Annotated in this window: 13 protein-coding genes; 10 read left to right on the top strand and 3 right to left on the bottom strand. The window is 62.0% G+C overall.

Going from position 1 to position 12,562, the window contains the following annotated elements:
• The 8 genes from BVH01_RS25055 to BVH01_RS23370 all read left to right on the top strand — a co-directional run.
• The coding region (locus tag BVH01_RS25055; protein ID WP_256562825.1) for a hemagglutinin repeat-containing protein at nucleotides 1-1,882 on the top strand (1,882 nt) is incomplete at its 5' end.
• Nucleotides 1,879-2,214: a hypothetical protein gene (locus tag BVH01_RS23400; protein ID WP_075932602.1), complete on the top strand. Its 336-nt coding sequence runs from the start codon at nucleotides 1,879-1,881 to the stop codon at nucleotides 2,212-2,214. The genes BVH01_RS25055 and BVH01_RS23400, both read left to right, overlap by 4 nt.
• A gap of 327 nt (nucleotides 2,215-2,541) precedes the next feature.
• Nucleotides 2,542-3,318 (top strand): alpha/beta fold hydrolase, encoded by a 777-nt coding sequence (locus BVH01_RS23395; protein ID WP_075932601.1) that lies wholly within the window; start codon nucleotides 2,542-2,544, stop codon nucleotides 3,316-3,318.
• The gene (locus BVH01_RS23390; protein WP_075932600.1) at nucleotides 3,318-4,115 is read left to right on the top strand and encodes an SDR family NAD(P)-dependent oxidoreductase; all 798 of its coding nucleotides are present in this window, start codon (nucleotides 3,318-3,320) and stop codon (nucleotides 4,113-4,115) included. The genes BVH01_RS23395 and BVH01_RS23390 overlap by 1 nt, the downstream gene beginning before the upstream one ends.
• A gap of 432 nt (nucleotides 4,116-4,547) precedes the next feature.
• Nucleotides 4,548-5,261 (top strand): protocatechuate 3,4-dioxygenase subunit beta, encoded by a 714-nt coding sequence (gene pcaH, locus BVH01_RS23385; protein ID WP_075932599.1) that lies wholly within the window; start codon nucleotides 4,548-4,550, stop codon nucleotides 5,259-5,261.
• Nucleotides 5,262-5,271: 10 nt separating this feature from the next.
• On the top strand, nucleotides 5,272-5,880 hold the full coding sequence (gene pcaG, locus BVH01_RS23380; protein ID WP_075932598.1) for a protocatechuate 3,4-dioxygenase subunit alpha: 609 nt from the start codon (nucleotides 5,272-5,274) through the stop codon (nucleotides 5,878-5,880).
• Nucleotides 5,870-7,000, top strand: coding sequence for a cell division protein ZapE (zapE, locus tag BVH01_RS23375; protein WP_139317899.1), 1,131 nt, complete (start codon nucleotides 5,870-5,872; stop codon nucleotides 6,998-7,000). The genes pcaG and zapE overlap by 11 nt, the downstream gene beginning before the upstream one ends.
• Nucleotides 7,001-7,004: 4 nt before the next feature.
• A complete protein-coding gene (locus BVH01_RS23370; RefSeq protein ID WP_075932597.1) occupies nucleotides 7,005-7,946 on the top strand; it encodes an AEC family transporter in 942 nt (313 codons plus the stop codon).
• Nucleotides 7,947-8,273: 327 nt separating this feature from the next.
• Here the strand turns inward: BVH01_RS23370 and BVH01_RS23365 are convergent, their stop codons facing one another.
• From BVH01_RS23365 to BVH01_RS23355, 3 genes are read right to left on the bottom strand one after another with little or no spacing between them, the layout of a single operon-like run.
• Entirely contained in the window at nucleotides 8,274-8,894 is a 621-nt protein-coding gene (locus tag BVH01_RS23365) for an NAD(P)H-dependent oxidoreductase (protein WP_075932596.1), read from the bottom strand.
• The gene (locus BVH01_RS23360; RefSeq protein ID WP_075932595.1) at nucleotides 8,887-10,281 is read right to left on the bottom strand and encodes a class II fumarate hydratase; all 1,395 of its coding nucleotides are present in this window, start codon (nucleotides 10,279-10,281) and stop codon (nucleotides 8,887-8,889) included. Before BVH01_RS23360 ends, BVH01_RS23365 begins: the two co-directional genes overlap by 8 nt.
• A gap of 60 nt (nucleotides 10,282-10,341) precedes the next feature.
• Nucleotides 10,342-11,352 carry a DUF2804 domain-containing protein gene (locus tag BVH01_RS23355; RefSeq protein WP_075932594.1) on the bottom strand — a complete coding sequence of 337 codons (1,011 nt, stop codon included), beginning with the start codon at nucleotides 11,350-11,352 and terminating at the stop codon, nucleotides 10,342-10,344.
• 237 nt (nucleotides 11,353-11,589) lie between these two features.
• Between BVH01_RS23355 and BVH01_RS23350 the strand changes: the two genes are divergently transcribed.
• Nucleotides 11,590-12,090, top strand: coding sequence for a DUF2059 domain-containing protein (locus tag BVH01_RS23350; protein ID WP_075932593.1), 501 nt, complete (start codon nucleotides 11,590-11,592; stop codon nucleotides 12,088-12,090).
• Between the two features lie 50 nt (nucleotides 12,091-12,140).
• Entirely contained in the window at nucleotides 12,141-12,446 is a 306-nt protein-coding gene (locus tag BVH01_RS23345) for a BolA family transcriptional regulator (RefSeq protein WP_075932592.1), read from the top strand.
• Nucleotides 12,447-12,562: the final 116 nt, after the last annotated feature.

The raw sequence follows: 12,562 nt of genomic DNA, 5'->3' as shown, positions 1-12,562 counted from the left end.
CGGCTCCGAGGGCGTTGGTGTGTATGTCAGCGTCAACGTCGGCAAGGGCGATCTTGAACGCGAAGGTCAGCGCCAGCATGAAGCCTACCTGTACGCCGGCGATCGCCTGAACTTCACCAGTGGCCGAGATACCGCCATCGGCGGGGCCCAGCTGAGTGGCGACGAAGTCACTGGCCGTGTGGGTCGTGACCTGACCGTGACCTCGCTACCCGATACGGGCAAGGTCAAGGGCCGGGAATTCGATGTCAGCGCCACCGCCACGTTCGGCCCGGGAGCAGGCTTCAGTGCTTCGGTTGGCTACGGCGAAACCACGGGCTCTACCGAGTGGGTGGAAAATCAAACCCGTATCGTTGCGCGTGATCGTCTGGACATCCGCACCGAAGAGCACACGCAGATCGATGGCGCACTGATTGCCTCCAACACCGGCAACCTCAAATTGGATACCGGCACCCTGGGCTTCAGCGATATCGCCGGGCACGACAAGGAGCACAGCTATTACCTGAATGTCGGCGGTTCGTACGGCAAGAACGACGCGAAAGATACCCAGCAGGACAAAAGCCAGGAAGGCAAGGGCGAAAAGGGTAAGACGGGCTGGAGCGTCGAGGGTTACGAGTACGAGAAGGATCGCCAGCAGATCGTGCGGGCTACTGTCGGCGAGGGCGAGATTGTCGTGCGCGGGGATGCACAGACCGGGCAGGACTCCACAGAGGGCCTCAACCGTGATGTGAGCAAGGCGTACGAGATCACTCGGGATGATGAGGAACGTACGGATCTGTATGTGACCAAGTCGTCTGTGGAAGCCGTGGCTGCTGTTGCGCAGGCTACTGCCGAAAAAATCGCTCGAGAAGTACAAGCGCAGCGTGTGAATGTGGCACAAATTCCTCAGGAGGCAAGACAGTCCTTAGGTGATGAGCGTGCTTTGGCCATGGCTAAAAACCTAGCTAGAAATGGCCTGGATCCAGAGCTGATGAAGCACTTATCACCAAAGACACTTGAGTACCTCACTTCCTGGGCTAACAGTGCGGAAAACTACAATAAGGCCTATGAGGCCAATGTTGGCACGAGTACCTCAGCTGCTGCGCAGCCTTCTGCTGGTGCAACTCTGAATCTGCCGGAAACTACCATCAATGATGCACCACGCTCAGGCGGAGACGCATTTTTGAGAGAAACTTCGGATGTGCGTCTATATCTTGGAACTCTACCTGCTACAGAGGCTAAGCTCGCACTGCTTGGTATGCAGGTTTTTATGGGGCCGGCCAAAGCCGCTGTAAGTCTTGCAGGTAATGTCCTGATCAACTCTATGTTCGGTGACAAAATTGATGCGATAAAGGACAGCGCTGCTGTTGGCATGACTGCGGGCTTAGGTGATAGAGATAAAAAAGATGTTCAGGGGGATCATGACTATGCCAAGCAGCAGTACGCAGCTGGAGAAGAGGGTTATCTAAATGGTGATGAGGGTGTACTGGCATCCCGTTTCCTGATTGACTTAGCTGCCGGCGAAATTGGTTCACTAACCAAAAAGGTGGCTGGGAAAGCTGTTGGAGTTGTGTCTGGGGCAGGAAAAGATAAGTACACTCCGAATGCCGGCAGCGTTGGCAATATGGGAGAGTTTCTGAAGCAGCCAGGCCTTGGTTCACAAATTAATACGTCTGCGCAGAAAACCAAGCAGATATACCAAGGGCAAAGTGTGTATCAAGCAAATTCGTCTATTGGGGATTACCTTGTCAAAGGCGATAAGTTTTATTTGGATGGCATGCATAAGAATCATCTTGAGGTCTTTGATAGTAAGGGGCGTTTCAAAGCTGTATTGAATCTCGATGGGTCTTATAATGCTGATAAGACGAGTAAGGCCCTATCTGAAGGAAGGAGGTTGCCGAAATGAATGAGTTTTCGTCTCTAGAAGATTTGAAGCGTTTGTTTAAAGAGATTGCCAAGGCAAAGATGGGCAATTTTGACTGTCGTGAGTTAAGTATCGACTACGAGTGTGACTTAAATGAGGCTTTTAATAGATATGCAGGTCTTTTGTGTCAGTCTATAAAAATGCTTGATGCGGGGGGGGCAGATGATTCGGTTATTCAGCTTGCTTTGATGACGCTTCGTACACATGCGATGAGTTTATCTAGTTTTTTTGATGCGATAGCTGACGATGCTGAGTTTCTTATAACAGCGGAAAATGGGACAGATTCTGAGAATCGATGGGGTCAGAGTCATTGATTCGGTCATACAGCTAAATCAATGACTCTGACCCTGAGGGATTTCACAAAATATTCATCTAGATCAGTCGGATAGCTTGAAGGTGATGCCTGCATGAGCCTGGTAGTGTGGTAGTGGCCAAACCAGCTAACCCCCGAGACTCACGCAAGCAGTACGATTCTCGCGCAAGGCATGTCTCAAGCTCTCCCCGCGATCCAAATTGAACTACTGAGCACTCCGATAAGCGGCCCCAGCTGCGCCGGCATCGCCTTTACGCGCCCAATCAAATAACTGAACTCTCCGCGCCGCCTCGCTTTCCACTCTGAACCCCCATGAGGCAGGCGTTCCATGCTCCCACACAGCCAGCAGGGCCAAGGCCCGATCACCTTCGTGCTGATGCATTTTCTCGGCGGCTCACACCGTACCTGGGGGCCGACCATTCCCTATCTTGATCGCGAGCACCGCTGCGTGGCGCTCGATACGCCGGGCTTTGGTGATGCCAGCGAAGTGCCGGGTTATACGGTCAGCGAGATGGCCGATCAGGTCGACCAGAGCATTCGCGAGCTCGGGCTCAAGCACTGCATCCTCGTCGGCCATTCGATGACCGGCAAGGTCGCGACGGTCCTGGCATCGCGGCAGCCGGCCTATCTTCAAGGCCTGGTGCTGGTGGCGCCGTCGCCGCCCGGCCCGCAGCCGATGAGCGACGCCGACCGCGACCGCCAGCGTGCCTACGACGCTTCGCGAGAACAAGCCGAAGCCTTCGTCGATGAATCCAGTTTCCACCGTTTGCCGGATGACCTGCGTGAGGTCGCCATTGCCGACGCCCAGAGCGTGAACCTCGAGGCCTGGCGCGCCTGGGTCGACCATGGCAGCCGCGAAGACTGGCAGAACCGCATCGGCAGCCTGCCTTACCCGGCGTTGCTGATCTGCGGCGCTGACGACCGCCAGGTGCCGGATGCCGAGGCGCAGAGCCGTACCACCCTGGCGCACTTTCCCCACAGCGCCGTACTGACGCTACCCGGCGCGGGGCACTTGATGCCCCTGCAGACACCCCGCGCACTGGCCGAGCAGATGCTCGCATTCGCTCATTTGATCGCGACTCGTATCGCTGAAGGAGAAGGTTGATGGACTTGGGTTTGAAAGATCGTGTGGCACTGATCAGTGGTGCGGCGGGCGGGATCGGTCTGGCGACCGCGCGCCTGCTGGCAGAGGAGGGCGTGCAACTGGTGCTGACCGACCGCGAGCAGGATGCGCTGCAACAGGCCGCCGCGGATCTTGCCGGCGATCCGCTGCTGATCGCCGTGGACATGACCCGGCAAGCCGAGGTCGATGATCTCGTCCGCCAGGCTGAAGCACGTTTCGGCAAGGTCGACATCGTCGTGCATACCGCCGGTGTGACCGGCGCCAAGGGCGACCCCCTGGAACTCTCGGACGCCGACTACCAGGAAGCCTGGGACACCGACTTCTTCACCGCCGTGCGCGTCGCTCGGGCAACCGTCCCGGCCATGCGCAAGCGCGGCTGGGGCCGGCTGGTGTGCATCACTTCGGAAAACGCCGTGCAGCCGTACTGGGAAGAGGCCGTCTACAACGTGGCCAAGGCTGCGCTGGCCGCCTTCATCAAGAACCTGTCTTACAAGGAAGCGGCCCACGGCGTGTTGTGCAACACGGTATCGCCCGCGTTCATCGAAACCGGCATGACCGACGGCATGATGGAGAAACGTGCGGAAGAACTGGGCGTGAGCTTCGAGGAAGCGGTGCAGAGCTTCCTGAAGGAGGAACGCCCCGGGATCGTCCAGCAGCGCCGTGGCCAGCCAGAAGAAGTGGCAGCGGCTATCGCGCTGCTGGTGTCGGAGCGCGCGTCTTTCATCAACGGCAGCAACCTGCGCGTCGATGGTGGGTCGGTGCAGAGCGTGCAGAATTGAGCTGCAACCTGAAGCGCTTGCAACCTTTTCATGGCCTTTTACGCTATTCGTTGTTTGTGGCGGTTAAGTGGCGGGAGCGGTCGTTATTCAATCCACTGTAGGAGCCGCGACCTCGCGGCGATTCGTTCAGGCACCGCCGAAATAGGCAGTCAGGCTGCAATCGTTTCGCCCCGAGGTCGGGGCTCCCACAGGTTGGTTTGAGTGGCCACTTCTGCCTTGTAGCTGCCGATCACCAAGCCTCGGGTTGGGGATTCGCTGCCCGGCGATGCCATCTCGAATGCCGATATAAATAACCATTTGGTTATGTATCGCCGATGTTTTTTCAATAGGCGCCTTGCTTCCTTTATCTGATCATGGCCCGCAGAGCCTGCATCGGCGCCCCGGCGGCCGTATGACCGGCGACTCCACAATTTCAATAAACAGGAGCGTCCCATGTCCGAGGACAGCCGTTTCATCATCCGTGATCGCAACTGGCACCCAAAAGCCTTCACCCCCGATTACAAGACCTCAGTCGCCCGCTCGCCGCGCCAGGCGCTGGTGAGCATTCCGCAATCGATTTCGGAAACCACCGGGCCGGATTTCAGCCACTTGAAGATGGGCAAGCATGACAACGATCTGCTGCTCAATTTCAACAACGGTGGCCTGCCCATCGGTGAGCGCATTCTGGTGTGCGGTCGGGTGATGGATCAGTATGGCAAGCCGATTCCCCATACTTTCGTGGAAATGTGGCAGGCCAATGCCGGCGGGCGCTACCGCCACAAGAACGACCGCTATCTGGCGCCGCTGGACCCGAACTTCGGCGGTGTCGGCCGCGCGCTGACCGACGGCGAAGGCAACTACAGCTTCCGAACCGTCAAGCCGGGCCCTTACCCGTGGCGCAACGGCCCCAATGACTGGCGCCCGGCGCACATTCACTTCTCCATCAGTGGCCCGTCGATCGCCACCAAACTGATCACCCAGTTGTATTTCGAAGGGGACCCGCTGATTCCGCTGTGCCCGATCGTCAAGTCGATCGCCAACCCGGACGCGGTACAGACGCTGATCGCCAAGCTCGACATGAGCATGGCCAACCCCATGGATTGCCTGGCCTACCGCTTCGACATCGTGCTGCGCGGCCAGCGCAAGACCCACTTCGAGAATTGCTGAGGAGCCCGCCATGCCTGTCGAACTCTTGCCCGAAACCGCTTCGCAAACCGCCGGCCCCTACGTGCACATCGGCCTGGCCCTGGCCGCTGCCGGCAACCCGACCCGTGACCAGGAAATCTGGAACCAGATGGCCAAGCCCGGCGCTCCGGGCGAGCACATCACCCTGATCGGCCACGTCTACGACGGCAACGGTCATCTGGTGCGCGACGCCTTCCTGGAACTCTGGCAGGCCGACCACCAGGGCCGCTATGACGCCGACTACGACCTGGACAAGCCTTTCAATGGCTTCGGCCGTACCGCCACCACCTTCGATGCCGGCAGCGAGTGGACGGTGCAGACGATCAAACCCGGCGTGGTCGACAACGCTGCCGGCGTACCGATGGCGCCGCACATCAACGTCGCGCTGTTCGCCCGGGGCATCAACATCCACCTGCACACGCGCCTGTATTTCGAGGATGAGGCCGAGGCCAACGGCAAGGATCCGGTGCTGAACCTGATCGAGCAGCCTTCGCGCCGCGAGACCATGATCGCCAGGCGCTGCGAGGTTGACGGCAAGCCGGCCTACCGATTTGATATCCGCATTCAGGGGGACGGCGAAACGGTGTTTTTTGATTTCTGACAGCGACCTGGATGCGCCCGCCGAGCAGATCGACGCGCGCATCCACCAAGGTTTTACCGCAGCCCTCGAGGCCCGCGGTTTCCACGCCGACACCGAGCAGCAGCGCGCGATCGATACCCTGGGGCAGTGGCTGCAAGGTTGGTGCACCGGGCGGCGTGGCTGGTTGCGCAAGCCGGTTGCCGGCGTCTACCTGTGGGGTGGCGTGGGGCGCGGCAAGAGCTTCGTGATGGACGCCTTCTTCGCGGCGGCGCCATTGAGCGCCAAGCGCCGCGTGCATTTTCATGCCTTTTTGCAGGAGCTGCAGCAGCGCATGCAGGCCTTTGCCGGCCAGCCTGACCCGCTGGTGCTGGCGATCCGCGCGCTGGCCCAGGACATCCGCCTGCTGTGCTTCGATGAATTTCATGTGCATGACATCGGCGATGCCATGCTGTTGCGCCGTCTGCTTGACGTGCTGGTCGAGGAGGGCGTCGGCCTGGTGATGACTTCCAACTATCCGCCGGCCGGGCTGTGCCCCAATCCGCTGTACCGCGAGCGCTTCACGCCGGCCATCGAGATGTTCGAAAAGCGGTTCACGGTGATGAGCCTGGATGCCGGCACCGATTACCGCGAGCTGCCGGGCAACGCTCAGCAGTGGGGTGAGTACCTCTGGCCGCAATCGGCGGGCGGCCAGGCCTATCTGGAAAACTGGCTGGCGCTGGATGAGCAGGCGCAGCGCGATCAGCTGCTGACCGTCAATCATCATCCCTTGTCGGTGCGTGCCCTGGCGCCCGGTCGCGCCTGGCTGGAGTTCGCCGAGCTGTGCGGTAATGCCCACTCCACGGCAGATTTTCTCTGGCTGCTGCAGCGTTATCCGCGCCTTGCCCTGACCGGCGTGCCGACCCTGGATTCGCAGCCCACCGATGCCTGCCAGCGGTTCATCAACCTGGTTGATATCGCGTACGATGCCGGCGCCACGCTGCTGTTGTGCAGCGAATTCAGTCTCGAGCGCCTGTGCCGCGGCTCCGCCCATCAGGATTTCGTGCGAACCCGCAGCCGTCTTCGTCAATTGAGCAAACGAGAACTCGCGACGACCGAAGACACCGGCCTAGAGGCCCGCGCCACCTGCGACAAGGAATGCTGAACCCGTGCTGCAAATTCTCCAGATCACTGCGCCGATCTTCCTGCTGATCGGCCTCGGCTACCTCGCGGCCATGGGCGGCCTGCTCAATCGTGAGCAGGTGCGCGGCATCGGCGCCTTCGTAATCACCTTCGCCATGCCGGCGCTGCTGATCAAGACCCTGGGCACCTCGCCGATCCAGCAAACCATGGTGCCCAGCTACCTGATCGCCTATGCGTTCGGCTCCCTGGCGGCCTTTACCCTGGCGTTCGGCGTGTCGCGTTGGGTGCGTGGCGACAACCTGTCGGGCTCGGCCATCAACGCCATGGGCATGTCGGTTTCCAACAGCGGTTTCGTCGGCTACCCGCTGGTAGCGGCCGCCATCGGCTCGCCGGCGGTACTGGGCATGGCGATGGGCATGCTGGTCGAGAACCTGCTGATGATTCCCCTGGCGCTGGTGCTGGCCGAGGCGGGCAAGCAGCAGGGCGGCGGCGGCCTCAAGGTGTTGAGCATGACCTTCGGGCGGCTGCTGAAGAACCCGGTGATCATCGGCATCATCATCGGCCTGTGCGTCTCGCTGCTGGGCATCGAGATTCCGCCGCTGCTGTTCAAACCCATCGACATGCTGGCCGGGGTATCGGCGCCGCTGGCGCTGTTCGTGATCGGTGCCGGGTTGTTCGGCATGAAGGCCCGTGGCGTGTGGGTGGATGCCGCGTGGATTTCCGGCGGCAAGCTGATCCTGCATCCGCTGGCGGTGCTGTGCGCGTTCATGCTGGTGCCGGACGTCGACCCGGTGATGAAGGTGGTGGGCGTGCTGTTCGCCTGCTCACCGATGATGAGCATCTTCCCGATCCTCGGCCAGCGTTTCGGCCTGGAGGACCGCTGCAGCGCGACCCTGCTGGTGGCGACGGTGTTGTCGTTCGTCACCATCAGTGTGGCGCTGGTATTTATCGGCACGGGATCTTCGTAAGAGCGATTTATTTCCTAGATGGGGCGGGTCGTATAGGTGAAACCTTTCGAGGCCGCCTGATCGTTCCAGGAGCCCGTTCACGATCCTTCGGCTCGGCTTCGGCGTGTTGACTGCAATGTGGCGGTAGCGGCCGTTATCCGATCCATTGTGGGAGCCGCGACCTCGCGGCGAATCGCTCAGGCACCGCCGAAATAGGCAGTCAGGCTGCAATCGTTTCGCCCCGAGGTCGGGGCTCCCACAGGTTGGTTTGAGTGTCTGCTTCTGTCTTGTGGCAGCCTCTTTAGCGTTTCAACGTCGCCTAGAAAGATCGCAAGCAGAGTCCAACTATCAAACCCGACTACCCAGCAACTCCGCTCGCCTTATCCAGTTCTGTCGCTGATTCTCCGAAGAGGGACGCACCGGCGAGAACGTCTCCAGGCGGCGCGTTTTGATGCCGCAGAAGCCGAGGATGGTGCGCTTCATCTGCCGATGGGCCGGCGCGCCGTAGATCCAGTGAAAGTACCAGCGTGGCGTGTCGAGGGTGACCAGCAGGTCGGCGGTGCGGCCGCTGAGCAGCTTGTCCCAGAGCTGCGAATCGCTGCGGTATTTGAAGGCGAAGCCGGGCAGCAGCACGCGGTCGAAGAAGCCCTTGAGCTGGGCCGGCAGGCCGCCCCACCAGACCGGGTAGACGAATACCAGGTGCTGGGCCCAGTGAATCTGTCGCTGCGCTTCGAGCAGGTCCGGCTCCAGGGCCTGGCTCTGGCTGTAGCCCTCGTGCAGCACCGGATCGAAGCTCAAATCGCCCAGGCGGATCTGCCGCACCACATGGCCTTCGGTGCGCGCGCCCTGGGCGTAGGCCTCGGCCAGGGAATGGCAGAAGCTGTCGCTTTTCGGCGAGCCGATGATCATCAGGATCCGCTTGCCATCCCCCTCCAGCGGGGTGGCGCCACTCTTGGCGCCGTCAGTCATGTTGGCCGGCCTGCAGCATGGTTTCCGGGCGCACCCAGGCGTCGAACTGCTCCTCGGTGAGGTGCCCCAGCGCCAGGGCCGCCTCGCGCAGGGTGGTGCCTTCGCTGTAGGCCTTCTTGGCGATTTCCGCGGCCTTGTCGTAGCCGATATGCGGGTTCAGCGCGGTGACCAGCATCAGGCCGCGCTCCAGGTGCTCGGCCATGCGCGGGGCGTCGGGCTCCATGCCGAGCACGCAGTGCTCGCGGAAGTTACTGCAGCCATCGGCCAGCAGGCGGATCGACTGCAGCACGTTATGAATGATCACTGGCTTGTAGACGTTCAGTTGCAGGTGCCCCTGGCTGGCCGCGAAGCCGATGGTCACGTCATTGCCCATCACCTGGCAGGCCAGCATCGACAGCGCCTCGCATTGGGTCGGGTTGACCTTGCCGGGCATGATCGAGCTGCCCGGCTCGTTGGCCGGCAGGCGCACTTCGGCAAAGCCGCCGCGCGGGCCGGAGCCCAGCAGGCGCAGGTCGTTGGCGATTTTCATCAGTGCCACGGCCAGGGTTTTCAGGGCGCCGGAGAGGGCCGTCAGCGGCTCGTGGCCGGCGAGGGCAGCGAATTTGTTCGGCGCGCTCTTCAATGGCAGGCCGCTCAAGGCTGCCAGCTCCGCGGCAATCGCTTCACCGAAGCCGGGGGGCGAATTCAGACCGGTGCCGACGGCGGTGCCGCCCTGAGCCAGTTCGCAGACTGCCGGCAGGGTCGCGCGAATCGCCTGCTGCGCCAGCTCCAGTTGGGCGACGAACGCCGACAGCTCCTGGCCGAAGGTGATCGGCGTGGCATCCATCATGTGGGTGCGGCCGGTCTTCACCAGGCGGTTATGGCGCGCCGCCTGGTCGGCCAGGGCTTCGGAAAGCTCGGCGATGGCCGGCAGCAGGTCGCGCTGCACGGCGCCGGCAGCGGCGATGTGCATGGCGGTGGGAAAGCAGTCGTTGGAGCTCTGCGCACGGTTGACGTGGTCGTTGGGGTGCACCGGGCTCTTGCCGCCTCGCGGGTTGCCGGCCAGCTCGTTGGCGCGCCCGGCGATCACCTCGTTGACGTTCATGTTGCTCTGGGTGCCACTGCCGGTCTGCCAGACCACCAGCGGGAACTGCGCGTCGTGCTGGCCGGCGATCACTTCATCGGCAGCCTGCTCGATCAGCCGGGCGATGTCATGGGGCAGGTCGCCGATGCGATCATTGATGCGCGCTGCGGCTTTCTTGATCAGCGCCAGGGAATGCACCACCGCCAGCGGCATGTGCTCCTCGCCAATCGCGAAATTGATCCGCGAACGCTGGGTCTGGGCGCCCCAGTAGGCGTCCTCGGGGACTTCGATGGGGCCGATGCTGTCGGTTTCGGTACGGCTCATTGCGGGACTCTCCGTCGCGTTTCAATCACGTTAGGCTGCACTGGTGACCACACGTTCCAACTACCAGCGCGTTCGGCTCGTGCCCATCCAGCCCTGTGCCGCGCGTACCGGTACGCGCTCGCCGAGGGCATTGCGCAGCAGACCATCGTACTGGCCGAACCACTCGTAGGTGTCGGCATACAGCAGGCCGAAGCCGAGGCGCGGTTTGGCGACATGGGCCTGGCGCGGGGTGAAGGTGAGGTCGACCTGGCCGTCCTCGGTCGTCAGGTGCCAGGGCGCCAGCGGGTCGTTGCGCATCTGGCGGATTTGCACGGTCTGCTCCAAGTGCAGCAGGGCGCCGCCGAACCACAGGGCGTTTTCCGTCAACCCGCTGTGCTCGGTCCAGCCGCTGCCGAAGTTGCCACCGATGCCGCCGGGCGCCGCGAACACCGCGCGGGTCCACTGGCTGTAGAGCGGCCATACGCCACGGCCGAAATCCATGGAGGCGAAGCTGTGGCCGCTGGTGCATTCGTAGTCCTTGTCGCCCAGATGCACGCTGCCGGTCACCGGCAGGCCCACCTGGCGACAGGTGGCGTGGAAGCCCTTGTTGCCGAACGGCACCACCAGGTTCACCGACTCCAGGTGAGCGAGGCGCTGGATGTCCAGTGCCAGGTGCAGCGGCTGGCCGCCGATATTCGGTGAGGTGGCGGTCAGCCGCACGCGGCCGGGGTATTCGTTGAAATGCAGCTGCAGGCGATGGTGCTCGAAGGCGTGGCCGCCCTGGGGCGTGTCCGGCAGGTTGCAGCCGCGGGCAAACAGGCTGAGCTGATTGAGGGCTACGTGCTGGCCGCTGTTCAGGTCGAGAAAGTAGGCGGCGCCGTAGCCAACGTAATCCAGGTCGGCCTGGATCAGCGACAGCGTCCATTCTGGTGTGCTGATGTTCCAGTGATTCCAGCGCTTGCGACGCCCCAGGTTGCCGGGCAGGGAGCAGTCCACTCGCGGCCGCGGCGACCAGCCGACGGCCTCCGGGTTGAGGCGCCCACGCGCATCGCACAGCGGGATTGGCGGTGGTGGAACGAAGGGGCTATTCATCGGGCACGTCCATGTGTGCATGAAAAGAGCCGCCGAGCATGCAACTGTCCGGCGTGGCGGGCAAGTGCTGGCAGTTTGAACTTCGCCGCAAGGGTGCGCCAGTGGGCATTTACCGCTGAATCCCATGGGTAGACGGGCGCACATGGCATGCGAAAAGGCTTGAGAGGCGCGGCGCCGGGGCACAAAATGCGCCGCTGTCGGTCAAAGCACCTCACCCTTGTGTTCAGGAGTACCCCGATGTCCCGTATCCCCGCGTTCTGCATTGCCGCTCTGATGGCCGTCGGTAGCACCCAGGTACTGGCCGATGCCCGCAGCCATGCCGCCGATGCCGAGCGCTTCCTGCAGCTCGCCAACGCCGACAAGCTGGCTGTTCCGGTTTACGCTCAGGTTCAGCAGATGTTCGCCCAGCGCTTCGCCGAAACCAAGGCGCCGGAGAGCAAGAAGGCCGTGCTGGAAAGTTACCAGGCCAAGGCCAACGCCGAGCTGGACAAGGCGGTCGGCTGGGACAAGCTCAAGCCCGACATGGTCAAGCTGTACACCAGCAATTTCAGCGAGCAGGAGCTCAAGGACCTGATCGCCTTCTATCAATCGCCGCTGGGCCAGAAAGTGCTCAAGCAGATGCCGGCGCTTACCGCCCAGTCCGCACAGATCACCCAGGCCAAGCTGGAAAGCGCCGTGCCGGCGGTCAACAAGCTGCTCACCGATATGGGCAGTGAACTGGGCGCCAAGAAGCCCTGATACCCGCCGTGGCCAGCCAGGCGCTGGCCACGCCCTCCATGGAGCCCGCAATGCCCAAGATCGATCACCTGCGTACCGCCTTCGCCGCCCTGCAACCCGAGCAACTCGAGGTGCTGGACGAAAGCCACATGCACAGCCGTGGGCTGGAAACGCACTACAAGGCGGTGATCGTCAGCCCGCAGTTCGACGGCCTCAATGCCGTGAAACGCCACCAGAAGGTCTATGGCGTGCTGGGCGACCTGATGAGCCAGGTGCATGCGCTGGCCCTGCACACCTACACGCCGCAGGAATGGGCCCAGCAGGGCGTGGCACCGGATTCACCAACCTGCCGTGGTGGCAGCAAGCACGACCACTGATTGCAGCTTGCCTTACGATTTCTGCGGGTAGGGCGCCCGCGCTTCAATCGCCATTGGCTACATCGGTACAAGCGAAGTCCTGAGTGTCGCTTCGCTCGGCCCAGGCTACTTTACTG

This window comes from Pseudomonas sp. PA1(2017) (assembly GCF_001945375.1).
In the GTDB taxonomy this organism is placed as follows: Bacteria; Pseudomonadota; Gammaproteobacteria; order Pseudomonadales; family Pseudomonadaceae; genus Aquipseudomonas.
The sequence above is the reverse complement of the archived record's forward strand: the minus strand, read 5'-3'. Positions and strand labels throughout refer to the sequence as shown.